Source organism: Siccibacter turicensis LMG 23730, from assembly GCF_000463155.2.
Lineage (GTDB): Bacteria > Pseudomonadota > Gammaproteobacteria > Enterobacterales > Enterobacteriaceae > Siccibacter > Siccibacter turicensis.
Window position 1 is genome coordinate 98,013 of the sequence record NZ_AWFZ01000048.1, and the last position, 26,401, is coordinate 124,413.

A 26,401-nucleotide genomic window follows, 5' to 3' on the forward strand; every position below is an offset into this window, starting at 1 on the left:
CATGAACACCACCATTGCACAACAAATCGCACAAGAGGGCGGCGTGGAAGCGTACCTTCACGCCCAGCAGCATAAAAGCCTGCTGCGCTTTCTGACCTGCGGCAGCGTGGATGACGGGAAAAGCACCCTGATTGGCCGACTGCTGCACGATACTCGTCAGATCTACGAAGACCAGCTCTCGTCCCTGCACAACGACAGCAAGCGCCACGGCACCCAGGGTGAAAAACTGGATCTTGCGCTGCTGGTGGACGGCCTTCAGGCCGAGCGCGAGCAGGGCATCACCATTGACGTGGCCTACCGTTACTTCTCCACCGAGAAGCGCAAATTTATCATCGCCGATACCCCAGGCCACGAGCAGTACACCCGCAACATGGCGACCGGCGCGTCCACCTGCGATCTGGCAATCCTGCTGATTGACGCCCGCAAAGGCGTGCTGGATCAGACCCGCCGCCACAGCTTTATCTCCACGCTGCTCGGCATTCGTCATCTGGTGGTGGCAGTGAACAAGATGGACCTGGTGGGGTATCGCCAGGATACCTTCGAACAGATTAAACAGGACTACCTCGACTTTGCCGCGCAGCTGCCGGGCGATCTCGATATCCGCTTTGTGCCGCTGTCGGCGCTGGAGGGGGACAACGTCGCCACCAGCAGCACCACCATGCCGTGGTACAGCGGCCCGACGCTGCTCGACGTGCTGGAGAGCGTGGACATCACCCGCCCGGTAGAGGCGCAGCCGCTGCGCTTCCCGGTGCAGTACGTCAACCGCCCCAATCTGGATTTCCGCGGCTATGCGGGCACGCTGGCCTCCGGGCACATCACCGCCGGCCAGCGCGTAAAAGTGCTGCCGTCGGGCGTGGAGTCAACCGTGGCGCGCATCGTGACCTTCGATGGCGATCTGCCGGAAGCCTTTGCTGGCGAAGCCATTACCCTGGTGCTGAACGATGAGATCGACATCAGCCGGGGGGACACTATCGTGGATGCCGCCGATGACGTCGCTCCGGCCCAAAGCGCACGCGTGGACGTGGTGTGGATGGCGGAGCAGCCGCTGAGCGCCGGGCAGAGCTACGACATTAAAATCGCCGGGAAGAAGACCCGGGCGCGGGTTGACGCCGTACATCACCAGGTGGACATCAACAACCTGACGCGTCATGCGGTGGAGCACCTGCCCCTCAACGGCATTGGTGAAGTGGAGCTGACCTTTGACGAGCCGCTGAACATCGACCGCTACCAGCAGAATCCGGTGACCGGCGGGCTTATTTTTATCGATCGCCTGAGCAACGTTACCGTGGGGGCGGGCATGGTTTCTGCACCGCTGACCGCCGCACAGCACGCTACGCCGTTGGACTACAGCGCCTTTGAGCTTGAGCTGAACGCCCTGATTCGCCGCCACTTCCCGCACTGGGAAGCACGCGATCTGCGTACGCTGACGGGTGGAAAATAATGGCCGCGCACGATGAAAACGTGGTCTGGCATCCGCATCCGGTGACCCCGGCGCAGCGCGAACAGCTCCACGGCCATAAGGGCGTGGTGGTGTGGTTTACCGGGCTCTCTGGCTCCGGCAAATCCACTGTGGCCGGCGCGCTGGAAGAGGCGCTACATAAGCTTGGCATCAGCACCTATCTGCTGGACGGCGATAACGTGCGTCACGGCCTGTGCAGCGATCTCGGCTTCAGCGAGGCGGATCGCAAAGAGAACATCCGCCGCGTCGGCGAAGTGGCGAACCTGATGGTGGACGCCGGGCTGGTGGTGCTCACCGCGTTTATCTCCCCCCACCGCGCCGAGCGGCAGATGGTGCGCGAGCGGGTAGGGGAGGGGCGTTTTATCGAGGCGTTCGTCGACACCCCGCTTGCGGTGTGCGAAGCGCGCGATCCGAAGGGACTGTACAAAAAAGCGCGTGCCGGTGAGCTGCGTAACTTTACCGGTATCGATGCGGTGTATGAGCCGCCGACGCACCCGGATGTCCATCTCGACGGCGAACAATTAGTAACAAAATTGGTGGCGCAAATGTTAGACCTGCTGCGGCAGGGCTATATCATCAACTCCTGAGGCACAGTCGGGATGCCTTTTATCCCGACCGGCCAGGCTACAGGATTGAGTATGCGCGACAGCACCAATATGATTTATTCACAGGCTGAATCACCTGATAAGCGTGACATCGAGGAGACAACCTGGTCAGTGCCTGGCGCTATCCTCGGGTTGCTCTCCTGGCTGCTGGCGCTCGGTATCCCTTTCCTCCTCTACGGCTCCAACACGCTGTTCTTTCTGCTCTACACCTGGCCCTTCTTTCTTGCGCTGCTGCCCGTTGCGGTTGTGGTCGGCGTCGCGCTGCATTCGTTGCTCAATGGACGGTTGATGCTGAGCGCGATGGCGACCATTGCCAGCGTCGCGCTGCTGTTCGGTGCGCTGTTCCTCTGGCTGATGGGCTAGCCCGCGACATGCTTCAAACGGTAACAGAGCTTATACAGGTATGTAGCGCTTCGTAACGACGACAGCGCCCGGAATAATGTGCTACATTCTGCCGCATTCAGGTGACCCCCGGGTGCACGCCGTACAGGGTGACGAGGGTGGAGTGTTGCGGCAAGTTATGGGATGATATTGCCGTTTTTCAGGGGGCAGAATGGGCAAACTAACGCTGCTATTGCTGGCTTTACTGGTCTGGCTACAGTATTCGCTGTGGTTTGGCAAAAACGGCATACACGATTTCAGCCGCGTCAGTGAAGATGTGGCAGCACAGCAGGCGACAAACGCCAAACTCAAAGCGCGTAACGATCAACTCTTCGCTGAAATTGACGACCTCAATGGCGGCCAGGAAGCGATTGAGGAGCGCGCACGCAATGAATTGAGCATGACCAAGCCAGGGGAAACCTTCTACCGCCTGGTACCGGAAGCGTCTAAGCGCAACTGGGGGTCAGGACAAAACAATCCTTAACCGGACTCAGGTTACTACTACATGGTCGTCTCACCAGATGTCGTTGCCGTTGTGCCGGCTGCCGGCATTGGCAGCCGGATGCAAGCGGAACACCCCAAGCAGTACCTCACTATCGGCGATAAAACCCTCCTCGAACACGCGGTGGCAGGGCTGCTTCGCCATCCCCGTATCAACAGAGTGATTATCGCCATCAGCGCCCACGACGCGTGGTTTCACCGGCTGCCGCTGGCGAACGACGCGCGTATTTCGGTGGTGCAGGGCGGCGGTGAACGCGCCGACTCGGTACTGGCCGGGCTGCGCCAGGCGGGCGACGCCCCCTGGGTGCTGGTGCATGACGCCGCGCGCCCCTGTCTGCATCCCGACTGCCTTGAGCGGCTGCTGGCGCTTACCTCACGCAGCGCGGTCGGCGGCATCCTCGCCGCACCGGTGCGCGATACCATGAAGCGCGGCGAGCCGGGGCAACCCACAATCGCCCACACCGTGGATCGCGTCGATCTGTGGCATGCGCTGACGCCGCAGCTGTTTCCGCGCGACCTGCTCGAACACTGCCTGGCACGCGCCCTGAATGAAGGGGCCACCATCACTGACGAAGCGTCGGCGCTGGAGTACTGCGGCTATCACCCTGAACTTATTCCCGGTCGCGCAGATAATATAAAAGTGACCCGTCCGGAAGACCTGGCGCTTGCGGAATTTTACCTTACCCGGTTAACCCTCCAGGAGAATGCATAATGCGTATTGGACATGGTTTCGACGTACACGCCTTTGGCGGCGAAGGCCCGATCGTTATCGGCGGTGTCCGTATCCCGTATGAGCAGGGATTGCTGGCCCATTCAGACGGCGACGTCGCGCTGCACGCCCTGACCGATGCCCTGCTCGGCGCCGCGGCGCTGGGGGATATCGGCAAGCTGTTCCCGGATACCGACCCGGCGTTTAAAGGCGCTGACAGCCGCGAGCTGCTGCGCGAAGCCTGGCGCCGTATTCAGGCGAAGGGCTACGCGCTCGGCAACGTGGATGTCACCATCATTGCTCAGGCACCGAAGATGCTGCCGCACATTCCGCAGATGCGCGTGTTTATCGCCGAAGATCTGGGCTGCCATATGGATGACGTTAACGTCAAAGCCACGACTACGGAAAAACTTGGATTCGTCGGCCGCGGCGAAGGCATCGCCTGTGAAGCGGTGGCGCTACTGGTGAAGGCCGGCCAATGATTGACGTATATAACCTGACCTGGCTGCACGGCAAGCCGCAGGGCAGCGGCGTACTGAAAGCCAACCCGGAAGATTTTGTGGTCCAGGAAGATCTGGGGTTCGCGCCCGATGGCGAAGGCGAACAGCTGCTGGTGCGCATTCGTAAAGAGGGCTGCAACACGCGCTTTGTCGCCGATGCGCTGGCGAAATTCCTGCGCGTGCACGCCAAAGAGGTGAGCTTTGCCGGGCAAAAAGATAAGCATGCGGTAACCGAGCAGTGGTTCTGCGTGCGCCTGCCGGGCAAAGCGATGCCGGACCTGTCGACGTTTACCCTCGAAGGCTGTCAGGTGCTGGAGTACGCGCGCCACAAGCGCAAGCTGCGGCTTGGTGCGCTGCGCGGCAACGCCTTCCGGCTGGTGCTGCGGCAGGTCACCCACCGTGACGAGATGCAGACGCGCCTTGAGCAGATCGCGGCCCGCGGCGTGCCGAACTACTTTGGTCCCCAGCGTTTTGGCATCGGCGGCAGCAACCTGCAGGGCGCGCTGCGCTGGGCACAAAACCCAGGTCCGGTGCGCGATCGCAATAAACGCAGCTTCTGGCTCTCGGCAGCCCGCAGCGCGCTTTTTAACCAGATTGTCAGCGAGCGTCTGAACAAAACAGACTTTAATCAAGTTGTTGACGGCGATGCGCTACAATTAGCCGGGCGCGGAAGCTGGTTCGTCGCTACCCCTGAAGAGCTGCCGGAACTGCAGCAGCGCGTGGACAGCCAGGCGCTGATGATCACCGCTGCGCTGCCCGGCGCAGGCGACTGGGGAACCCAACGCGATGCGCTGGCTTTCGAGAAACAAACCCTTGCTGAGCAAGGGGATTTACAACTTTTGCTGGAGCGTGAGAAAGTAGAGGCCGCGCGCCGCGCGATGCTGCTCTATCCTCATGAGCTTTGCTGGGACTGGTGGGACGACGTCACCGTCGAGCTGCGTTTCTGGCTGCCTGCCGGAAGCTTCGCCACCAGTGTGGTACGGGAACTGATGAACACGTCAGGTGACTATGCGAATATTGCTGAGTAACGACGATGGTATTCATGCGCCGGGGATCCAGACCCTGGCGTCAGCCCTGCGCGAATTTGCCGAGGTGCAGGTTGTTGCGCCCGATCGCAACCGCAGCGGCGCGTCCAACTCGCTGACCCTGGAGTCTTCGCTCCGTACCTTCACCTTCCCCAACGGCGACATTGCCGTACAGATGGGCACCCCGACCGACTGCGTCTTTCTGGGCGTTAACGCCCTGATGCGCCCGCGTCCGGACGTTGTGGTGTCGGGAATTAACGCCGGCCCCAATCTGGGGGATGACGTTATCTATTCCGGTACCGTCGCCGCGGCGATGGAGGGCCGCCACCTGGGCTTTCCGGCGCTGGCGGTCTCGCTTAACGGCCATCAGCACTACGATACCGCCGCCGCCATCACCTGCCAGCTGCTGCGCGGCCTGGCGCGTGAACCGCTGCGTACCGGACGCATTCTCAACGTCAACGTCCCCGATCTGCCGCTGAGTGAAATCAAAGGCATTCGGGTGACGCGCTGCGGTAGCCGCCACCCGGCGGATCAGGTGATCCCGCAGCAGGATCCGCGTGGCAACACCCTGTACTGGATTGGTCCACCGGGCGAGAAGTGCGACGCCGGGCCGGACACCGACTTCGCCGCCGTGGATGAAGGCTACGTGTCGGTCACCCCGCTGCACGTCGATTTAACGGCGTACAGCGCGCAGGAGGTGGTATCAGACTGGCTGGCGCGCGCCGGGGTGAACGAGCAATGGTGAGTAAACGCATCCAGAATCTGCTGGCTCAGCTGCGTGCCCAGGGCATCAAAAACGAACAGGTGCTTGACGCCATCGCCAGCGTACCGCGTGAGAAATTTATCGACGAGGCGCTGGAACATAAAGCGTGGGAAAACGTCGCGCTGCCCATCGGCTCGGGGCAGACCATCTCGCAGCCTTACATGGTTGCGCGCATGACCGAGCTGCTGGAGCTGACCCCTGACTCCCGCGTGCTGGAGATCGGCACCGGTTCAGGCTACCAGACCGCTATTCTTGCTCACCTTGTCCATCATGTCTGCTCGGTTGAACGCATCAAAGGGCTGCAGTGGCAGGCGCGCCGTCGCCTCAAGCAGCTCGATTTGCACAATATTTCCACCCGCCACGGTGACGGATGGCAGGGATGGCAGGCGCGCGCGCCATTTGACGCTATTATTGTTACCGCCGCGCCGGGAGAGATCCCGACCGCGCTGCTGTCGCAGCTCGATGAAGGCGGTATTCTTGTGCTCCCGGTGGGCGACGAACAACAGGTGCTTAAGCGCGTGCGTCGTCGCGGGGGCGAGTATGTTATTGACACCGTGGAAGCGGTACGTTTTGTACCGCTGGTCAAAGGCGAACTGGCCTGAACCAGGAGTTTTTCCGGTTGCCTGTGTCTGAGTTATGCGTAAAGTGAGCGCATTACGTCAGAACACATGATGCCGCGGTGTTATCACGTCACGGGTAGTTATTTTTTTCGGGGGATTAATGAGCACGGGAAGCCCACTTTTCACAGCACGCCGGGCAGTAACACTGTCGCTTATCGCGCTGGCAGTCGCAGGCTGCAGCAATAATAACACGTCGCAAGCCCCTATCAGTTCGGTCGATGGCAATAGCGGAACGGAAAGTTCTGGCGGGATGCTGGTCACCCAGCCGCCAAAAATGAGTGCGCCTGCACCAGCGCCACAGATGTCATCGACGCCGCCGATGCAGTCGGCCCCGGTCGTGCAATCTGCACCGCCGCAGAGCCTTTCACAACCTGTACAAACCGAAAATGGGCGTATAGTTTACAATCGTCAATATGGGAATATTCCTAAAGGTAGTTATGCTGGCGGCAACACCTATACGGTAAAACGCGGCGATACGCTGTTCTACATCGCCTGGATTACCGGGAACGATTTCCGTGATTTGGCCCAGCGAAATGGCGTTGCAGCCCCGTATAGCCTGAATGTCGGGCAAACGCTTGAAATTGGTAATGCTTCCGGCCGACCGATTACGCCGGGCAATACCGTCTCGGCGGCGGATGCCAGCGCCCAGGGTCTGACGACCAAACCCGCGCAAAATTCAAACAGGGTGGTTGCGTCGCAACCGACAATTACGTATTCTGAAAATTCAGGTGAACAGAGTGCTAACAAGATGTTGCCGGGTAATAAGCCCGCCGGGACGGTTGTCACAGCGCCCGTCACGGCTCCGGTAGTCAGCACATCCGAACCCGTTGCCAGCAGTCAAACTGCCAGTGCGCCCGTATCAGCATGGCGCTGGCCGACTGAAGGCAAAGTTATCGAGAACTTCTCTTCCTCCGAGGGTGGGAACAGAGGTATCGATATCGCAGGCTCTAAAGGACAGAGCATCACCGCGACAGCAGATGGTCGGGTGGTTTACGCTGGAAATGCGCTGCGCGGTTACGGTAATCTTATCATCATAAAACATAACGATGATTACCTGAGTGCCTACGCCCATAACGACACAATGCTGGTCCGGGAACAACAAGAGATCAAGGCGGGGCAGAAGATAGCTACCATGGGTAGCACCGGAACCAGTTCTACACGCTTACATTTTGAAATTCGTTACAAGGGGAAATCCGTAAACCCGCTGCAATTTTTACCGCAGCGATAAATCGGCAAAGTGCCAGGTCGTTCACCTCCACTGATGGCATTGCATGGGCAACCACGCAGGCAGGATGTATGAGAGTTTGACGGGCGTTTTGTCCAGGGATCACGGGTAGGAGCCATCTTTATGAGTCAGAATACGCTGAAAGTTCATGATCTAAATGAAGACGCGGAATTTGATGAGAACGGAGTAGAGGTTTTCGACGAGAAAGCCTTAGTAGAAGAGGAACCCAGTGATAACGATGTTGCTGAAGAAGAGCTGTTATCGCAGGGAGCCACCCAGCGTGTGCTTGATGCCACTCAGCTGTACCTTGGCGAGATCGGTTATTCCCCGCTGCTGACTGCCGAAGAAGAAGTCTATTTTGCACGCCGCGCACTGCGTGGTGATGTCGCTTCCCGCCGCCGCATGATCGAAAGTAACCTGCGTCTGGTGGTGAAGATTGCACGTCGTTACAGCAATCGTGGTCTGGCACTGCTGGATCTGATTGAAGAAGGTAACCTCGGCCTGATTCGCGCCGTTGAGAAATTTGACCCGGAGCGCGGGTTCCGCTTCTCAACTTACGCAACATGGTGGATCCGTCAGACTATCGAACGGGCAATCATGAATCAGACCCGTACCATTCGCCTGCCGATTCACATCGTCAAAGAGCTGAATGTGTACCTTCGTACTGCACGTGAGCTCTCCCACAAGCTTGACCATGAGCCAAGCGCGGAAGAGATCGCAGAGCAGCTCGATAAACCGGTTGATGATGTCAGCCGTATGCTGCGCCTCAACGAGCGTATCACCTCGGTAGACACCCCACTGGGCGGTGACTCTGAGAAAGCGCTGCTGGACATTCTGGCCGATGAGAAAGACAACGGTCCGGAAGACACCACGCAAGACGATGATATGAAACAGAGCATCGTCAAATGGCTGTTCGAACTGAACGCCAAACAGCGTGAAGTGCTGGCACGTCGCTTTGGTCTGCTCGGTTATGAAGCCGCAACCTTGGAAGATGTGGGCCGCGAAATCGGTCTGACGCGTGAACGCGTTCGTCAAATCCAGGTTGAAGGTCTGCGCCGCCTGCGTGAAATCCTGCAGGCGCAGGGTCTGAATATCGAAGCACTGTTCCGCGAATAATACGACGTTGTATCAAAAAAGGCCGGTCATATGACCGGCCTTTTTTATGTGCTTTTTTACTCAATTTCCCGACGCCGGAGCGCCAGGAGAGAGCATCAGTTCAGCGTGTAATCGAGGGTGATTTCCGCTTTCATCAGCTGTGATACCGGGCAACCGGCTTTTGCTTTCTGGATGATAGCGTCGAACGCCGCATCCTCGATATCCGGCACGCGAACGGTGCTGGTCAGGGCGATCTTCGTGATCGCGAACCCGCCGTCAGCTTTGTCCAGCGACACATCTGCCGTGGTATCGATGCTCTGCGCCGTGTAGCCTTCTTCGCCCAGCATCAGGGACAGCGCCATAGAGAAACAGGCTGCATGTGCCGCACCAATCAGCTCTTCCGGGTTAGTGCCTGGTGCCCCTTCGAAACGGGTGTTGAAACCGTATGGCTGCTGTTTCAGCGCGCCGCTTTCAGTGGATACCGTGCCTTTACCTTGCTTGATATCGCCTTCCCAGTGAGCCTGTCCTTTCTTATGAATGGTCATGCATTTTCTCCTGTGGTCTCTGAATGTAGAGATAAGTATAGGATCGGCTGGCAGGGATGCGGGTGAACTCGGAGCCTTCTGGAAAAACGCGGCCTCACGTTGTGGAACGGGAGGCCGCGAGCAGCGCTACACGAGGTTTTTCAGACGGTAAATCCACTCCAGCGCCTGACGCGGTGAGAGCGAATCCGGATCGAGATTCTCCAGCGCCTCCAGCGCCGGGGAGGTCTCTTCTGCCGGTGCGAGCAGCGACATCTGAGTGCCATCGATCTGCGTCGCCGCCGCATTGCCCGACAGGCTCTCCAGCTCGCGCAGTTTGGCACGCGCGCGCTTAATCACCTCTTTAGGCACCCCGGCCAGCGCCGCGACCGCCAGACCGTAGCTTTTGCTGGCGGCACCCTCCTGCACGCTGTGCATAAAAGCGATGGTGTCACCGTGCTCGATAGCGTCCAGATGGACGTTCGCGACGCCCTCCATTTTTTCAGGCAGCGTGGTCAGCTCAAAATAGTGGGTGGCAAACAGCGTCAGCGCCTTGATGCGGTTCGCCAGGTTTTCCGCACAGGCCCACGCCAGCGACAGCCCGTCGTAGGTTGAGGTGCCGCGGCCAATCTCATCCATCAACACCAGGCTGTTTTCGGTGGCGTTATGCAGAATATTGGCCGTTTCGGTCATTTCCACCATAAAGGTCGAGCGCCCCGAGGCCAGATCGTCCGCCGCCCCGACGCGGGTGAAGATGCGATCCACCGGGCCAATCTCCGCCTGGCTTGCCGGCACGAAGCTGCCGATGTGCGCCATCAGCACAATCAGCGCGGTCTGGCGCATATAGGTACTCTTACCGCCCATGTTGGGGCCGGTAATAATCAGCATGCGGCGCTGGGGGGAGAGCGACAGCGGGTTGGCGATAAACGGCTCGCTCAGGACCTGCTCCACTACCGGGTGACGACCTTCGCTAATGCGTATGCCTGGCTTATCGATCAGGGTCGGGCAGTGGTAGTTAAGCGCATCAGCGCGCTCGGCGAGGTTAACCAGCACATCGAGTTCGGCCAGCGCCGCCGCGCTCTGCTGGAGATCCCCCAGGTGCGGCAGCAGCAGATCGAACAGCTCTTCGTAGAGCTGTTTTTCCAGTGCCAGCGCCTTCCCTTTCGAGGTCAGCACCTTATCTTCGTACTCTTTCAATTCGGGGATAATGTAACGCTCGGCGTTTTTCAGGGTCTGGCGGCGCACGTAGTTGATAGGCACCAGATGGCTTTGCCCGCGGCTGACCTGGATGTAGTAGCCGTGTACCGCATTGAAGCCGACTTTCAGCGTATCCAGTCCCAGCTTCTCGCGCTCGCGGATCTCCAGCCTGTCGAGGTAATCGGTCGCGCCATCGGCCAGCGCGCGCCACTCGTCGAGCTCGGCATTGTAGCCGGGCGCAATCACGCCGCCGTCGCGCACCAGCACCGGCGGGGCTTCAATCACCGCACGCTCCAGCAGGTCGCGCAGCTCGGCAAAGTCGCCGATGGTCTCACGCAGCGTCTGTACGTAGTCGGTCTGCACATCGGCCAGCATCTCACGCAGGGCCGGCAGCTGCTGGAAGGCGTGGCGCATGCGCGCCAGATCGCGCGGGCGGGCGGTACGCAGCGCCAGACGCGCCAGAATACGCTCCAGATCGCCGACCTGACGCAGCACCGGTTGCAGTTCCGTGGTGCGCTCCATCAGCGCGCTCAGGGTTTGCTGGCGTTTGCGCAGCACCGCGTGGTCGCGCACCGGCATATGCAGCCAGCGTTTGAGCATGCGGCTGCCCATCGGCGTAACGGTGCAGTCCAGCACCGATGCCAGGGTGTTCTCGATACCGCCGCTCAGGTTCTGGGTGATCTCCAGGTTACGGCGCGTGGCGGCATCCATAATAATGCCGTCCTGCTGACGCTCCATGGTGATGGAGCGGATATGCGGCAGGGTGGTGCGCTGAGTATCCTTGACGTACTGGAGCAGGCAGCCCGCCGCGCACAGGCCGCGCGGGGCGTTCTCTACCCCGAAGCCAATCAGATCGCGCGTGCCGAACTGCATATTGAGCTGCTGACGCGCGGTGTCGATTTCAAACTCCCACAGCGGACGACGGCGCAGCCCGCGGCGGCCATCAATCAGCGCCATGTCGGCGAAGTCTTCCGCATAGAGCAGCTCGGCAGGATTGGTACGCTGCAGCTCGGCGGCCATCGTCTCTTTATCCTGCGGCTCGCTGACGCGAAAACGCCCGGAGCTGATGTCCAGCGTCGCGTAGCCGAAGCCTTTCGCATCCTGCCAGATAGCGGCCAGCAGATTGTCCTGGCGCTCCTGAAGCAGCGCCTCATCGCTGATGGTACCCGGGGTGACGATGCGCACCACTTTACGCTCCACCGGCCCCTTCGAGGTGGCCGGATCGCCAATCTGCTCGCAGATCGCCACGGATTCACCGAGGTTCACCAGCTTCGCCAGGTAGTTTTCCACCGCGTGATGCGGCACGCCCGCCATGGGAATCGGTTCGCCCGCGGAGGCGCCGCGTTTGGTCAGCGAGATGTCCAGCAGCTGCGACGCGCGTTTCGCATCGTCATAAAACAGTTCGTAAAAATCGCCCATGCGATAAAACAGCAGGATCTCCGGATGCTGAGCCTTCAGCTTCAGATACTGCTGCATCATGGGGGTGTGGGCGTCGAGGTTTGCCATTGTACTCATTCGCGTCAGATGTCCCTGTGCGTAAAGTGTAATGAGCGTGCGATCTTTATATTTTTCATCGCGTTATCCGCTCGCTCATTGAATCTCATGAAACCCGGAGCGGGACGCCGGGGGTGCCACGTCGGTCACGTCATGTTTCATAAGGACGTAGGGCGCATGATAACGGAGTCTGTATGGCAGGAAAACAGCACCGAGGGCGGTAGCCATGAAAAGCGAACAAAACCGGAAGGCGCAACGCAAAATCGATGGCCTTCGACGAACGGGCGGGGCGCACGGCAACGCTGCGCGGTATAGCAGGCAGATGACATATTTATGAAGATAGTCACAAAAGCATAAGTTTTTCCACTGGCCGTGAAACCCTTCGCGCGCAGACCTCACTCAATACTATCGTTGCGTGATGGGAAGGGGCGGTACTCATTTCGCAGGATCAACGGCAGGCTGGCGCGCAGGCGCTGGCTTAAACGCATCAGTTATTTTGCGGAGTGAGAAACATGGTTAACCACGTAGGCGGTCACCGACCCCATATTGCCCATACCCACACCAGCGACATTGAACTGCGCAACAGAGGGTCAGAGGAGGCGTCTTCCGCTGCGCGCGCAGATGAAGCCGCCACCACAAGGCAAAAAAGCATCAATGACATTGCCCAAATTCTGACTAACTATTTCCCGGCTGATATCGCGAAAGAGAAAGCCACCGCCCTGCACGATGAGCTGGGCCAGAAGCCCAGCGATGTCGAGGCGGTGATAAAAAAAGGCTACGAGTTTGACAAGGTAACAAAAGCGTTTGAAGGTGCCGTCGGCGCGCTGGGTTACGCCCTGTCGGATGTGCCGGGCGATCTGATTGGTAAGGGCATTTGTCACCAGTTGGGATTGCAGCCCGGTACCCACGTGCACGATATGGTCTCCGGTATGGCAGGCGGCATGACGGCGGTAGGGTTTAAAGCCGTGCTGGAAAAAGTGTTTGCCAACAGCGTGAAAGATACAAAATGGCTGCAGGCCGATATGGACGCGCTGGAGCCCTATATGCAGGACGTAGCGAAAAAACGCGACAACGGCGTGTATAAGGTGTCTCAGGCTGGCATGGGCGGGTCGGGGTTCGATGCGCGTAACATTGTCACGGGTTCCGTGGCAGTCGGGACACAGATGCTGCCAGAAAATGACCCCCATGCGCCAGCGCCCGGTATCCTTGAGAGCACCACCAAGCCCGGCTATATCGGCAATAAAGTCGTCGGCGGCTTCCTGACTGCAGCGGCAGGCTCATTAAGCGGTGTGGTCCAGAATAAATACGACAGGCTTCACGGTCCAGAATTTCTGTTTGGCCGCACCGACTGGAAGGAGCGTTATCAGGCGCTGTCAAACACCAACACCATATCTGAACAGATATATAAAGGCGGGAAAAGTCGACTGGCGACCGCGGGAAGAGATGCTTTTACCACCGGCGATAACTGGCGTGCTGGCCTCGCGAACCTTGCCACACCTAATCAGGTCGCCGAAAAGCTCGCCCTGGGTATCGGGCTTGGATTGACCAACATGGCGAAAACAGGCGCGCGTGAACTCGTCATTTCGGATGCAATGCGCAGCTCTGGGTTGGATCGAATGGCGCTGCTGTCCGATCCAACGTTCCGGGCAAAAATGGAGGCCGCCGCGCAGGGGGCGAACCTCGGTGCGGCGGCGCTGGCGTATTTTGGGCAGGGGTTAGCAGGCGTCAGCACCACCGAGCTACTGACTATGTATCATCGCTGGCGTGATTCCGGCGAGGAGACGGCCGTCGATACGACGGCGCCATCACCGGCCGGGGCGCAGGATATCGCCCTGCCAGATGGGGGAGACAGCGCGTTAGCCACCCCCGCCAGCTCGATTCACTCCGCGGCGACCAGCGCCGAGGATGCCTCTCTGTCATCCGGCGAGGAGGGCGTGGAGGCGGGCACGTCACGCCCGGCCAGCCCGGCGAGCGTCACCGGTTCGGAGATGAACCGCATGTTTGGCAGCAATGACACTACGCCGACCGCCACGCCGCGTCCGGCCAGCCCGGCGAGCGTCACCGGTTCAGAGATGAATCAGCTGTTTGGCAGCAACGCCACCACGCCGCGTCCGGGCAGCCCGGCGAGCGTCACCGGTTCAGAGATGAACCAGCTGTTTGGCAGCAACGCCACCACGCCGCGTCCGGGCAGCCCGGCGAGCGTCACCGGTTCAGAGATGAATCAGCTGTTTGGCAGTAACGCCACCACGCCGCGTCCCGGCAGTCCGGCGAGCGTCACCGGCTCAGAGATGAACCGGATGTTTGGCAGCAACGACAGCACGCCGACCGCCACGCCGCGTCCGGGTAGCCCGGCAAGCGTCACCGGTTCAGAGATGAACCGCCTGTTTGGCAGCAACGCTGGCACGCCGCGTCCCGCCAGTCCTGCCTCATCCGTGGCGACCGGTCATGATGTCCCGCGGTCTGAGAGTGGCGAAGGCGCCATTGCCAGCGATACGGCCTCCATTAGTAGCCGCGCCAGCGCACCGCCCGTCGCTTCGCGTAGCCAGATGGAGGCGCAGCAACTGGCAGACCGTATCAGTAAGCTAACCTCGCCATCCAGTAAATCGCTTTAACCCTGGTATCCCCTCTGGCCGCAAGCCCTGTCTTGCGGCTTTTTTTTGCATAAGAGAAATAATCACGGCTCTAAATGATATTAAAACGATATTAATATAGTGATACATGGGTAAGTATCTGTCTGGCTTAAGGCAAATTTACGATCGTTGATTTTGCCCTGAGGTGAATTATTGCGGCGCTGTACTTTTTAAAGAGTGGTGCGGTATTACCGATATTATTTCCCCTCGGCCAAATTTATAATTTTAAGGATTAAAGGGAAGTCAATAAGAACAGTCGGGATGTTTGTGCGTTTATTTCTGGGATTACTTTTTACGGCAATGATATTGCCGGTCGTGGCTGCGCCATTGTCACCTGCCGACCGCGATGCGGTACGTCAGCAGCAGGAGCAGCTGCTGCTCAACACACAGCAACAGCGCGACGAGCTGGAGCGGGCTACGCCGCTGCCACAGCCCGCGCCCGCCGTGCCGGCTGCGCCCTCGCAGGGGCCATGCTTCTCTCTCACCACCATTTCCCTGACCGGCGTCACGCTGATCCCGGCCCGCGAGCAGCAGCGTCTGCTGGCCCCCTGGCGTAACCGTTGCCTGACGCTGGCCGATATTACCCGGCTCACTGACACGATTTCCGAGTGGTATATTTCCCGCGGGTATATCACCAGCCGCGCGTTTCTCACCGAGCAGGACTTATCCCACGGGGAATTAACCCTGGTGGTGCTGGAAGGAAAATTACGCGCCATTCATCTCGATGGAAAAACGCCGCGCATGCTGAAAATGACGTTTCCGGGGCTTATCGGGAACGTGCTTAACCTGCGCGATATTGAGCAGGGCATGGAGCAAATTAACCGTCTGCGCAGTGAACCGGCGCAGATTGAAATACTGCCAGATGCCGAACCGGGATATTCAGTGGTAAATCTTACCGCCACCCCGGAATTTCCGTTAACGGGCAGCCTGAGCCTCGATAATAGCGGCCAGAAAAGCACCGGCGAAAAACAGCTCACCGCCACGCTGTACGCCAGTAATATTGCCGGACTGGCGGATAAATGGTTTTTCAGCGGCGGGCGCAGCAGCGATTTCGCCAGCGCTTACGACGCCCAGAGTGTGCAGGCCGGGCTGAGCGTGCCCTATGGCTACGCCCTGTTCGACTACAGCTACAGCTGGAACAACTACCGCACCACCTTCACCCAGAACGGCTTCGACTGGGTCTCCACCGGCGACAGCAGCACGCATCGATTCAACGCCTCGTGGGTGGCGTTTCGCAACGGCGACATCAAAACCGCGCTGGCGGCAGGCGTCACCCGGCGCAGCACCCGTAACTGGCTCAACGACGCCCTGCTTGCCAGCAGCTCGCGCGATCTCACCAGCCTGACGCTCGGCATCAACCATACACAGAAGCTGCTCGGCGGCGTGGCGACCTTTAACCCGGCCTTCAGCCGCGGCATGCCCTGGTTTAACGCCGAAAGCGATGCCGGGAAAGCCCCGGACGAACCGCGCGCCGCGTTCCGCAAATGGAGCCTCAGCGCCAGCTATCAGCGCCCGGTTATCGGCAACCTTTACTGGCTCACCAGCCTGTACGGCCAGTGGTCCCCTGACCGCCTCTACGGCAGCGAACGCCTGTCGCTGGGCGGGGAAAGCTCGGTGCGCGGCTTTAAAGAGCAGTACATCAGCGGGGATAACGGCGGCTACTGGCGTAATGAACTGAACTACCCGCTGTTTTCGCTTCCGTTTATCGGCGACGTCACCGGCACCCTGGCGCTGGACGGCGGCTGGCTGCACCGCGACGCGCTCGACCGGTATGCCGCCGGCACGCTATGGGGCGGGGCGCTCGGCCTCAGCACCAGCGGGCGCCGGGTCAGCAATCAGATTTCCGTGGGTACCCCCCTGCAATACCCCGACTGGCTCGGGCCGGACCACGTCAGCGTCAACTGGCGCGTCAGCGTACTGTTTTAAGAGAGAGTGATAATGGATAACCACGCTTTGCCGGTGAAATTCTCCCAGCGCGCTGTCAGCTGGCTCATTATCAGCCTGCTGGTCTGGCAGCCGGTCGCTCCGGCGTTTGCCGCCGCGATAACCCCAAACGGCGCGGCCAGCATGGATAAAGCGGCCAACGGCGTGCCGGTAGTCAACATCGCTCCGCCCAACGCCGCGGGCCTCTCGCATAACCAATTCAAAGACTACAACGTCGGCAAAGAGGGGCTGATCCTCAACAACGCCACCGGGCAGCTCAACCGGACCCAGCTGGGCGGGATCATCCAGAACAACCCCAACCTGAAAGCAGGCCGGGAAGCAAAGGGCATCATCAACGAAGTGACCGGCGGCAGCCGCTCACGGCTGGAGGGCTATACCGAAGTGGCGGGCAAGGGCGCTAACGTCATGGTCGCCAACCCCTTCGGCATCACCTGTAACGGCTGCGGGTTTATCAACACCCCGCAGGCCACGCTCACCACCGGCAAGCCGCAGTTCGACAGCAAGGGCAACCTGCTGGCGCTGGACGTCACCCGGGGCAGCATTACCGTGGAAGGCAAAGGACTGGACGCCAGCAACAGCGACGCGCTGTCGCTTATCTCCCGCGCCACGGAGGTGAACGCCGCGATCCATGCTAAAGATCTGACCGTGACCGCCGGGGCCAACCGCGTGGGGGCCGACGGCAGCGTAACCCCCATCAGCGGTACCGGCTCGTCGCCCACCGTGGCGGTAGACACCGGCGCGCTCGGTGGCATGTACGCCAACCGTATTCATCTGGTCTCCAGCGAGAAAGGCGTCGGGGTCAACCTCGGCAACCTCAACGCCCGCCAGGGGGATATCACCCTCAGTGCCAGCGGGAAGCTGGTGATGAAAGACAGCCTCGCCAGCGGCGCGCTGACCGCCAGGGCAGACGGCGTGCAGCTGAGCGGCGAGCATAAAACCGGCGGGGCGCTGAACGTCACCAGCGCCGGGGATCTGCGTGTGCAAAATGCAACGCTTGCCAGCGACGGCAGGCTGACGCTCAGCGGCAAAGACACCACCGTGCTGGCGGGCTCGACGCTGACCAGCGGCGGCACCCTCGCCCTAAACGGTAAGCAGGTTACTCTCGATAACACCAGCCGGGCCGACGGTGCGCAGGACGTCACGCTCCGCGCGGATGCGATCGCCCAGCAGGGCACGCTGCTCGCCGGCGGCAACGCCACGCTTGAGGCCGCACGCCTGGATAACCGCGGCATGGTCGCCGCCAAAGGCCAGCTCACCGCGAAGGGAGAGACGCTGACCAACCGCGGCACGCTGCAGGGGCGCGACCTCACGCTGGTCAATACCGCGACCGACAACAGCGGCACCCTGGCCGCCGATCGTGCGCTGAAGGTAGATACGGGTTCGCTGACCACCGGTGCGGATGCCGTGCTGACCAGCAAGGGCGATATTGCCCTGAACGCCGGTAGCAAAGCCGATCTCAACGGGCGGGTAAATGCCCGCGGTGGCCTTACCGTTGCGGCAGACGACATCCGCACCCGCGAGAGCGCCCAGCTGCAAAGCGAAGGCGATGTCATCCTCACGGGTAAAACGGTGCGTCTGGACGGCACCCAGGCCAGCAAAGGCACGCTGAGTGCTAAAGCGGATACGCTGGTGCATGGGGGTAAAAGTAACGCGTCGGCGGTGCGTCTTGAGGCTGCAAGACTGAATAACACCGGCACAGTGGTTGCGGACACGCTTAATGTGAAGGCTGATGATGTTAATAACAGCGGACTGCTGCTGGCCAATGGCACCCAGACGCTTAACACCAGAGCGCTCACCAACAGCGGCACTCAGGGCGCAGAGGCATTGAACCTTGCTGCTGATAGCCTCAGTAATTCCGGCACGCTGCAGGGCACCGGGCAGTTCACCGTGACCGGACAAACGATCAGCAACGTCGTGAGCGGAAAAATGCTTTCCGCGGGCGCGCTCAATCTGAATGCCGGCACGCTTGAGAACCTCGGCCTGATTCAGGGACAGGATACCAGCCTGACAGCCAGCACCATCAGAACTGGCTCAGGATCATATACCCTGAGCGGTGGGGCATTGACGCTGGATGCGGGACAGCTCACCACGCTGGGTACGCTTCAGGGACAAACAGCGGCGGTGAAGGCGAACGGCTGGACGCACGGCGGTTCGCTGCTGGGTCTGGAAACGCTCAATGCCAGCGTAAATGGCACGCTGGATAACACCGGCGACCTGCTGAGCCAGGGAGCGATGGCGTTCTATGCGCAAACGGTGAACAACGGCGGCCAGATGGTGAGCGTGGGAGACGTCACGCTTGATGGTGCGCAGCTGACTAACCGCGGCAGTATTCAGGGCGTCACCCTGAACCTTCACCAGAACAGCATTCGCAATCTGGGTACCCTGACTGGTGTCAGCGGTCTGACGCTGGCGGCACGCGAACAGCGGATAGCGCGGATGGCGATGGCCGCCCCACAACAGCAGCTCATCAATGATGCGACCGGAACGTTGCAGACCGGCGGCACGCTGGAGCTCCGTTCTGGCGAGGTTACGAATAACGGAAGCTGGCAGGGGAAAAATATTCTGCTCGATGCGCAGTCGCTCACCAACCGCGGCACGATTCAGAGTGCGGATGCACTGACGCTCGCGCTGCGCGATACGCTGAAATCAACCCAAGGAAGTGAGGTTACCGCCATTGGTAGCGCGGTTCTGGATGCTCAGATACTCGCTAACCAGGGGCAGTGGGCTGCAAAAAATCTGATGCTTACAGCAGACCGCGTTGAGAACAACGGCAGCATGCTGGGGGATGACGGGCTTACAGTCAGCGCCGGACAACTGATACAGCAGCAAAACGGCAAACTGCTGAGCGGCGCTGACATGGTGCTGGACGTCAGCGGCCTGAGCGCGCTGGGGCAGATAGTGGCTCTCGGCAACCTGACGCTTAAGACCGTGCAGACGATCAGCAACAGCGCGACGCTGGCAGCGGGCAAACAGCTCACTGTTAACAGCACGGGCGCACTGGAGAACCACGGTGTGCTGCAGGGTGAAGGCGTCACGTTGAGTGCGGGTGGTCAGTTTACCAATGCCGGAAAAATCGCTGTCGGAAAAGATGGCGCGACGCTTAGTGGTAGTCAAATTGTCACCAATGATGGCAGTACGCTACAAAGCGGCGGCGACCTGAGGCTCACCAGCCGGGGCAACATCACCCTAAACGGCTTTACTGGTACCACCGGCAACCTGACCGCCAGCGCACCGGGTTCGCTGCTGAACACCGCGCTGCTGTACGCCGGGAATAATATGATGCTCTACGCCGATAGCATCAAAAACCAACGTGGAGATATGCTAGCGGGTAATAATCTGACGATGCAGAAGAATGCCGCGGGTAAGGCTAATAAAGAAATCGTAAATACCTCTGGAAATATCGAGACGGAGAAAGGGGATATCACGATTCGGACAAATAAGCTTTTTAACGGTTACACGAGTTTTATCGTCGAAAAAACAAGCATACCTGCGGTAACTAATGATGGTAACTTTTCTGATTCTCTATTACGTGAAGGGTTTTCATTATCCACTGATAAAGCAGGACCTCTATTAACCTATGTAAAATTCATTGGTGACGTGGTTTCATATACGGGATCATGGACTAATGAAGATGAGTATGTTTTTCAATTGGGTCCTACTGAAAAGGTGGATATTATAACTGAAGGTGGTTTGAGTAAAATATATTCAGCAAACAACCTTTTTGTGTACTCTAACCAAATTGAGAATCAAGCAAGTTATATTCTATCAAGAAATGATATGTTACTTGATGGAGAGAGTTTAAGTAATAAAACCTATCGGTCAGGGGTTTCTCAAAGGCAATCAGTATTCAAATTTATTAAGTCAGAATTGGTTGGTATGCCAGGCGATATTCGAGCTATTAGCTATTATCGACCTGCTGAAGATAAATTTTCGGAACCTCAAGGGAAGTTATATCGTGGATTAATAGCTGCAACCAGAATTCGAGGTAATTTTTCTAATGAAATTGATAATAGTGCCTTCACTGCCTCTAATGAGAGTCATGTTAGTAATACTGTCTCAAAACCAGTGATCGCTACATCAAGTAATCAAAAACTTGCTGATCTAAAAAAAACAGTAGATAAAGCTAATGTAAACTTTCCGGTAAATACGCCCACTTGGCGTGAGCAAATAGACTTCGTACTCTCTTTGCTCAATGATGGCAGTAAAATTAAGAATTTCTCTAGCGTAGACACCAGCGCTTATCCGCTGCCGTCGAGCCAGAACGGTTACTTTGTCACCGCGATCAACCCCAAAAGCCCGTATCTCATCACCGTTAACCCGAAGCTTAACGATCTCGGCAAGCTCGATCCGGCGCTGTTTGGCGATCTGAACAGGCTGCTGGGTATCAGGCCGGGTGCGGCGCCGCAGGAGACCCGCACCGCCTACACCGACGAAAAACAGTTCCTTGGTTCAGCCTATATGCTCGACCGGCTGAAGCTTAACCCCGAGCAGGACTACCGCTTCCTCGGCGATGCCGCTTTTGATACCCGTTACGTCAGCAATGCGGTGCTTAACCAGACCGGCAACCGCTATCTGAACGGCGTCGGCTCTGAACTGGAGCAGATGCGCTACCTGATGGACAACGCCGCCGCGGCGCAGTCGTCGCTGGGGCTGAGTTTTGGTGTCTCGCTCGATGCAAAACAGGTCGCCGCGCTGGATCGCAGCATTCTCTGGTGGGAGAGCGCCACCATCAACGGCGAAACCGTGATGGTGCCGAAGGTCTACCTGTCGCCCAAAGACGTCACGGTGAACAACGGCAGCGTGATCGCCGGGAATAACGTCTCGCTCAGCGGCGGGAACATCACCAACAGCGGCAGCACCCTGCTGGCGAAGAGTGCCCTGACGCTCGACAGCCAGAACAGCATCAATAACCTCAGCGATGGCCTGATAAAAGCAGGGGGCGGGCTGAACCTGAGCGCCATTGGTGATATCAACAACGTCGGCTCCACCATCAGCGGTAAAACCGTTGCGCTTGAAAGCGTGACCGGGGATATCAACAACCTTACCCAGGCGCAGCAGGTTGCTATCGATGCCCGGAGTAAACGCGGCAGCGTCAGCCTGAAAGATACCGTGCTCGGCAGCACCGCCAGCATCAGTGCCACCGATAGCCTGTCGCTCAAGGCCGGTAACGATATCACCCTCACCGGCGCCCACCTCTCCGCCGGTGGCGACCTGCTGATGAACGCCGGGGGCAATATCGCCCTCAACGCAAACCAGATTAATGATGCCTACAGCCGCTCAGGCTTCAGGCGCACTCCGGCTACCAGCCACGCCACGGTCGAGTACCAGGGCAGCGCGGTCACCGCTGGTGGCAACCTGGTGATGAACGCCGGGAAGGATTTAACCGCCCAGGCCGGTGATATCAGCGCCGGTAAAAACGCCAGCCTGAGCGCCGGTAACGACCTGAACCTTAACGCGGAAACCACCGGCACCTCGCGCCGCGACGGCGGAAAAACGCGCTACAGCAACGGTATCGATCGCACGACCGTCAGCGCAGGCGAGGATCTGACCCTTGCTGCCGGACGGGACATCAACAGCCAGGCCGCAGGTCTCGCCGCTGAAAACGATGTGAACATGAAAGCCGGGCGCGACGTGAATTTACTGGCGGAAGCTACCGGCGAGGGGAGCAGCAGCAAATCGAAGAAAAAAACCGTCATTGAGGATCGCGTGCGCCAGCAGGGGACGGAGATTGGTTCGGGCGGGAATACCAGCATCATTGCCGGACGCGATCTGAATGCTGAGGCCGCGCAGGTCATCGCGCAGCAGGATAGCGCGGTCCGGGCGGGGCGGGATGTGAACCTCGCTACCGCCACCGACAGCGATTATCACTACCAGGAAACCGTCAAAACGAAAAAAGGTTTCCTCAGTAAAACCAAAACCCACACTATCTCCGAACAGAGCGCGACCCGCGAAGCCGGCTCGCTGCTGAGCGGCGATAATGTCTCGGTCAGTGCCGGAAACAACCTGCTGGTAAAAGGCTCGTCGGTGGTGGGCGATGGAGACGTGGCGCTGAGCGCCGGGAAAAATGTCGATATCGTCGCTGCCACCAACAGCGATACCAACTGGCAGTTTAAGGAGAAGACCAAAAGCGGGCTGATGGGCTCGGGTGGTATTGGGTTCAGTATCGGAACCAGCAAGAGCCGGCATGAACTCAGAGAGAAAGGCACCACCCAGAGCGACAGCGTCAGCACCGTGGGCAGTACCTCAGGCAACGTCACGATTACCTCCGGCGGACAGACGCGAATCGCCGGATCGGATGTCATTGCCGGTAAAGACATGACGGTGAAGGGCGATAATGTTGTTATCGAACCCGGACATGACAAGCGCACCCGGACCGAGACATTCGAGCAAAAAACAGCGGGACTGACCCTTGCGCTGAGCGGCTCCGTCGGCTCAATGGTCAACGGTGCTGCCACGGCGGTGCAGGCTGCTCATAAGGAGAGCGACAGCCGTCTGGCCTCGCTGAAAGCCACCCAGGCAGCGCTGTCGGGAATTCAGGCGGGACTGCAACAGCAGCTTGCTGCCGCACAGGGCGGGTCTGCCACTGACAACGCCTTCCAGATTGCGGTCTCGCTTGGCGCGCAGAGTTCTAAATCGAAAACGCACGAAGAGAGCGACACGGTCACCGGCAGTCGTCTCACCGCCGGCGGAAATCTCTCCGTGGTCGCCACCGGAAAAGACACCGCAGCCAACGGCGGGGATATCACGGTTGTTGGCAGCCAGCTCAACGCCGGGAAAGATGTTACGCTGGACGCCGCCCGGGATATCAACCTGATTTCCGGGCAGAACACCAATTTACTCACGGGCAGCAACAGCAGCCATGGCGGTAGCGTGGGCGTCGGACTGGGATTCGGTGGCACCAATAACGGACTCAGCGTGTCGGCTAACGCGAACGCCAGCAGCGGTAAGCAAAAAGGCAACTCGCTTACGCACAGTAACGCCACGGTGGAGGCGGGTAACGCGGTAACGCTTATCAGCGGACGCGATGCAACGCTGGCTGGCGCGCAGGTTAACGGCAAGCAGATCACCGCCGATATCGGACGCGATTTGAGCATTGCCAGCCAGCAGGACATCGACAACTACCTCAGCAAGCAGAGCAGCGTCAGCGGCGGGCTGAGCTACACCTTCGGCGGTGGGCCGGGCGGCAGCTTCAGTTTCAGCCGCGACAAAATGAGCAGTAAATACCGCAGCGTCAACGACCAGAGCGGGCTGTTCGCCGGGGAAGGCGGGTTCGACGTCACCGTGGGAAATCACACCCAGCTTGACGGCGCGGTACTGGCGAGCACCGCAACCGCAGACAAAAACCGTCTCGACACCGGCACGCTGGGCTACGGGGATATCCACAACGAAGCCGACTTTAAGGTACAGCATCAGGGTGGCGGGTTCAGCACCGGCGGCATTGGTGCGCTGATCGCCAGCAACATCGGCAATGTGATGCTGATGGGCGCCGGCAGCAACGGGCACTCCGATGGGACCACGCAGGCGGCTATCAGCCAGGGCACCATTGTCATCCGCGATCAGGATAAGCAGAAGCAGGATGTGACCGACCTGAGCCGCGACGCGCAGAACGCCAACGACCGCATCAGCAAAATCTTCGACAAAGAAAAAGAGCAGCGCCGCATGGAGCAGGCGCAGCTTATTGGCGAGATAAGCTCACAGGTCGGGAAGATTGTGTCGACGTACGGTGAGATTGCGGCGACCGAAAGCGCGAATGAAAAAATGAAAGGCGTGCAGAAGGAGGACAGGGAAAGCGCACGTCAAGCGTGGGAAAAACTCAATCCGAATAAAACGGCGACAGAACAGGACGTCTCTCAGTATCTCTACGACGGGTTCTATAACAGTGCCCTGGAGAAGAGTGAGATGGGAACGGGCGGGTCTTACCAGCGCGCCATCCAGGCCACCACGGCTATCATTCAGGGGTTGAGCGCCGGCAATATTAATGCGGCACTTGCCGGGGCCGCCGCACCTTACCTCGCCAACCAAATCGCACAGCATATCGATGAAAAGGATAAGGAAGCACGCCTGATTGCGCATGCCGTCCTCGGCGCGGCCCTGGCCGCCGTTCAGAAACAGGACATCGCCGCAGGAGCAGCGGGTGCCAGCATCGGCGAGCTGGCCGGTATGATTGCGGTTGAGCTTAAAGGCGGTAGGGCAGGCGAGCTGTCCGAGGCAGACAAACAGACCGTGAGCGCGCTGGCGACGCTGGCGTCAACCCTGGCGGGCGGGCTGATTGGTGACAGCGGCGCAACGGCGGTGAATGCAGGGCTGGCCGGGAAGAATGCGGTTGAGAATAACGCGATGAGTGATGTACTGGACGCGGTATCTCAGAATAAGACACCTCAGCAGGTGGCAAAAGAGCGCGTCGAAGCCGAAAACGAACGCTATAAGAAAGAAAACTGCGTAGGGATGAGTGCAGAAGCGTGCTCGGTGAAGATGTATACTCAGCGTCAGGAAGAACTGAAAGATAGCCTGTCAACGGGCGCAGATTATACGCCAGTGGTCGGGACCATCAAAAGCCTGGCAGAGGCACAATCGGCTCTGGATTATCTTCTTGCTGCTGCCTCAGTGATCCCCGGAGAGCGCATAGCTTCCGGTATTCTGAAAAATGTGGAAAAAGCTCTGGCTAAGGGTAATCTCAGAGAAGCATCAAAGCTGCTTAATAAGGCCAGCGATGAAATTTCTGGATATCTTCCTGCTCCAGGGAAAATATCCTTACCAACTTCTGGTGTTGGTGCTAGTGCCAAGTTCTCGGTAACTAATGCTCAGGTTGGGAAAAAACTTGGTAAACATGTTGAAGATTTTGGTGGGAATGCATCAAATGCGGCCGATCGAAAACGTGTATTAAATATTATAAATGATATAGGCTCTAATCCAGATAAAATTGTTGCAGGGAGATTTGCAGGGCAAGGAGCTGGGGCCGGTGCCAGTCGTGGTGATGTATTCTTCAGAATAAAAGGAAACGATGTCGTTGTTACTAAACCAGATGGTAGCTTTGTTACCATCCTTAAAGATGGGGTGTTAAATAATACCTCAGTGAAAAATGCGCTAAAGGGGGCACCACAATGATGCTTTTTGAGGAGGGGTATCAAGAGTTGGCACGTAATGTTGTCGGACGAAAACTTCAAAATGTCAATGGTCTGATATATATTTATAACGTTCCAGATTTAGGGGCGCCGCAACAACTGCAGCTTGTTTTTTTTAGTGAGAATCAAAGTATTGTGTTCAGGTGTGGACTAGATGGGGCTTCACTTGAACTTTCTGATCTACCAATGCAAGAAAAGGATCTCGGAGAGTATGGAAAAGAAGTAATCATGGATTTGTCAAATTCATGTTTTTTCCAAAAATTTATTGGAAAGATACTCTTGCAATTTTACGTCATTTATTCTGAAATTGAACAAAAATTGATTGGGGCAAAATTATTTTTTAATGAAGGGCTTACTTTAGTAATCATTAATCTCGGAGATGAAATTAAAACTTTTGAGACTCTATCAATGGAATATGAGCGAGACGAAAAAATTAATTACATTGATGTTTTATCTATATTTTAAAAACAGCCTTCCCGTAAATTTATCTCTTAACCGTCTTGATCTCCTGGCTGCCAGCCTGCACCTCTGTGGGCTTCTGAAGGGCGCAAAGAATAATGCTGATTATGCGTGGTTTGGCCTCCTGAACTGCCATATTCGCCCTGCGTTA

Annotated in this window: 17 protein-coding genes; 15 read left to right on the top strand and 2 right to left on the bottom strand. The window is 58.3% G+C overall.

Translation table 11 applies throughout. From position 1 onward, the window contains the following. Position 1 precedes the first annotated feature (1 nt). The 11 genes from cysN (at position 2) to rpoS (ending at position 8,904) form a co-directional block, all read left to right on the top strand. The gene (gene cysN / locus DW58_RS15230) at positions 2–1,441 is read left to right on the top strand and encodes a sulfate adenylyltransferase subunit CysN (protein WP_024547986.1); all 1,440 of its coding nucleotides are present in this window, start codon (positions 2–4) and stop codon (positions 1,439–1,441) included. Beyond that, complete coding sequence (gene cysC, locus DW58_RS15235) at positions 1,441–2,046, top strand: adenylyl-sulfate kinase (protein WP_024547985.1); 606 nt, start codon at positions 1,441–1,443, stop codon at positions 2,044–2,046. The genes cysN and cysC overlap by 1 nt, the downstream gene beginning before the upstream one ends. 51 nt (positions 2,047–2,097) lie before the next feature. After that, positions 2,098–2,427, top strand: coding sequence for a DUF3561 family protein (locus DW58_RS15240; RefSeq protein WP_024547984.1), 330 nt, complete (start codon positions 2,098–2,100; stop codon positions 2,425–2,427). A gap of 190 nt (positions 2,428–2,617) precedes the next feature. Beyond that, a complete protein-coding gene (ftsB, locus tag DW58_RS15245; protein WP_024547983.1) occupies positions 2,618–2,929 on the top strand; it encodes a cell division protein FtsB in 312 nt (103 codons plus the stop codon). Positions 2,930–2,950: 21 nt separating this feature from the next. Further along, the gene (gene ispD, locus DW58_RS15250) at positions 2,951–3,658 is read left to right on the top strand and encodes a 2-C-methyl-D-erythritol 4-phosphate cytidylyltransferase (protein ID WP_024547982.1); all 708 of its coding nucleotides are present in this window, start codon (positions 2,951–2,953) and stop codon (positions 3,656–3,658) included. After that, positions 3,658–4,137: a 2-C-methyl-D-erythritol 2,4-cyclodiphosphate synthase gene (gene ispF / locus DW58_RS15255; RefSeq protein ID WP_024547981.1), complete on the top strand. Its 480-nt coding sequence runs from the start codon at positions 3,658–3,660 to the stop codon at positions 4,135–4,137. The genes ispD and ispF overlap by 1 nt, the downstream gene beginning before the upstream one ends. Further along, on the top strand, positions 4,134–5,183 hold the full coding sequence (truD, locus tag DW58_RS15260) for a tRNA pseudouridine(13) synthase TruD (protein ID WP_024547980.1): 1,050 nt from the start codon (positions 4,134–4,136) through the stop codon (positions 5,181–5,183). Before ispF ends, truD begins: the two co-directional genes overlap by 4 nt. Further along, the gene (gene surE / locus DW58_RS15265; protein ID WP_024547979.1) at positions 5,164–5,925 is read left to right on the top strand and encodes a 5'/3'-nucleotidase SurE; all 762 of its coding nucleotides are present in this window, start codon (positions 5,164–5,166) and stop codon (positions 5,923–5,925) included. The genes truD and surE overlap by 20 nt, the downstream gene beginning before the upstream one ends. After that, a complete protein-coding gene (locus tag DW58_RS15270) occupies positions 5,919–6,545 on the top strand; it encodes a protein-L-isoaspartate(D-aspartate) O-methyltransferase (RefSeq protein ID WP_024547978.1) in 627 nt (208 codons plus the stop codon). Before surE ends, DW58_RS15270 begins: the two co-directional genes overlap by 7 nt. A gap of 118 nt (positions 6,546–6,663) precedes the next feature. Further along, on the top strand, positions 6,664–7,791 hold the full coding sequence (gene nlpD / locus DW58_RS15275) for a murein hydrolase activator NlpD (protein WP_024547977.1): 1,128 nt from the start codon (positions 6,664–6,666) through the stop codon (positions 7,789–7,791). A 120-nt stretch (positions 7,792–7,911) separates the two neighbouring features. Next, positions 7,912–8,904 (top strand): RNA polymerase sigma factor RpoS, encoded by a 993-nt coding sequence (rpoS, locus tag DW58_RS15280; RefSeq protein ID WP_024547976.1) that lies wholly within the window; start codon positions 7,912–7,914, stop codon positions 8,902–8,904. 95 nt (positions 8,905–8,999) lie between these two features. Here the strand turns inward: rpoS and DW58_RS15285 are convergent, their stop codons facing one another. After that, positions 9,000–9,428, bottom strand: a complete 429-nt coding sequence (locus DW58_RS15285; RefSeq protein ID WP_024547975.1) for an OsmC family protein — start codon at positions 9,426–9,428, stop codon at positions 9,000–9,002. 126 nt (positions 9,429–9,554) lie between these two features. Beyond that, a complete protein-coding gene (gene mutS, locus DW58_RS15290) occupies positions 9,555–12,116 on the bottom strand; it encodes a DNA mismatch repair protein MutS (RefSeq protein WP_024547974.1) in 2,562 nt (853 codons plus the stop codon). Positions 12,117–12,607: 491 nt separating this feature from the next. Between mutS and DW58_RS15295 the strand changes: the two genes are divergently transcribed. The 4 genes from DW58_RS15295 (at position 12,608) to DW58_RS15310 (ending at position 26,256) form a co-directional block, all read left to right on the top strand. Next, positions 12,608–14,707 (top strand): hypothetical protein, encoded by a 2,100-nt coding sequence (locus tag DW58_RS15295; RefSeq protein ID WP_024547973.1) that lies wholly within the window; start codon positions 12,608–12,610, stop codon positions 14,705–14,707. A gap of 279 nt (positions 14,708–14,986) precedes the next feature. After that, complete coding sequence (locus DW58_RS15300) at positions 14,987–16,651, top strand: ShlB/FhaC/HecB family hemolysin secretion/activation protein (protein WP_024547972.1); 1,665 nt, start codon at positions 14,987–14,989, stop codon at positions 16,649–16,651. Positions 16,652–16,663: 12 nt separating this feature from the next. Further along, positions 16,664–25,774 (top strand): hemagglutinin repeat-containing protein, encoded by a 9,111-nt coding sequence (locus DW58_RS21545; RefSeq protein WP_029593075.1) that lies wholly within the window; start codon positions 16,664–16,666, stop codon positions 25,772–25,774. Continuing rightward, positions 25,771–26,256, top strand: coding sequence for a hypothetical protein (locus DW58_RS15310; protein WP_024550141.1), 486 nt, complete (start codon positions 25,771–25,773; stop codon positions 26,254–26,256). The genes DW58_RS21545 and DW58_RS15310 overlap by 4 nt, the downstream gene beginning before the upstream one ends. Positions 26,257–26,401: the final 145 nt, after the last annotated feature.

What these genes read in the sequence shown, in the direction of transcription:
- cysN (WP_024547986.1), top strand. Translation starts at nt 2, where the DNA reads ATGAACACCACCATTGCACAACAAATCGCACAAGAGGGCGGCGTGGAA.
- cysC (WP_024547985.1), top strand. Translation starts at nt 1,441, where the DNA reads ATGGCCGCGCACGATGAAAACGTGGTCTGGCATCCGCATCCGGTGACC.
- DW58_RS15240 (WP_024547984.1), top strand. Translation starts at nt 2,098, where the DNA reads ATGCGCGACAGCACCAATATGATTTATTCACAGGCTGAATCACCTGAT.
- ftsB (WP_024547983.1), top strand. Translation starts at nt 2,618, where the DNA reads ATGGGCAAACTAACGCTGCTATTGCTGGCTTTACTGGTCTGGCTACAG.
- ispD (WP_024547982.1), top strand. Translation starts at nt 2,951, where the DNA reads ATGGTCGTCTCACCAGATGTCGTTGCCGTTGTGCCGGCTGCCGGCATT.
- ispF (WP_024547981.1), top strand. Translation starts at nt 3,658, where the DNA reads ATGCGTATTGGACATGGTTTCGACGTACACGCCTTTGGCGGCGAAGGC.
- truD (WP_024547980.1), top strand. Translation starts at nt 4,134, where the DNA reads ATGATTGACGTATATAACCTGACCTGGCTGCACGGCAAGCCGCAGGGC.
- surE (WP_024547979.1), top strand. Translation starts at nt 5,164, where the DNA reads ATGCGAATATTGCTGAGTAACGACGATGGTATTCATGCGCCGGGGATC.
- DW58_RS15270 (WP_024547978.1), top strand. Translation starts at nt 5,919, where the DNA reads ATGGTGAGTAAACGCATCCAGAATCTGCTGGCTCAGCTGCGTGCCCAG.
- nlpD (WP_024547977.1), top strand. Translation starts at nt 6,664, where the DNA reads ATGAGCACGGGAAGCCCACTTTTCACAGCACGCCGGGCAGTAACACTG.
- rpoS (WP_024547976.1), top strand. Translation starts at nt 7,912, where the DNA reads ATGAGTCAGAATACGCTGAAAGTTCATGATCTAAATGAAGACGCGGAA.
- DW58_RS15285 (WP_024547975.1), bottom strand. Translation starts at nt 9,428, where the DNA reads ATGACCATTCATAAGAAAGGACAGGCTCACTGGGAAGGCGATATCAAG.
- mutS (WP_024547974.1), bottom strand. Translation starts at nt 12,116, where the DNA reads ATGAGTACAATGGCAAACCTCGACGCCCACACCCCCATGATGCAGCAG.
- DW58_RS15295 (WP_024547973.1), top strand. Translation starts at nt 12,608, where the DNA reads ATGGTTAACCACGTAGGCGGTCACCGACCCCATATTGCCCATACCCAC.
- DW58_RS15300 (WP_024547972.1), top strand. Translation starts at nt 14,987, where the DNA reads ATGTTTGTGCGTTTATTTCTGGGATTACTTTTTACGGCAATGATATTG.
- DW58_RS21545 (WP_029593075.1), top strand. Translation starts at nt 16,664, where the DNA reads ATGGATAACCACGCTTTGCCGGTGAAATTCTCCCAGCGCGCTGTCAGC.
- DW58_RS15310 (WP_024550141.1), top strand. Translation starts at nt 25,771, where the DNA reads ATGATGCTTTTTGAGGAGGGGTATCAAGAGTTGGCACGTAATGTTGTC.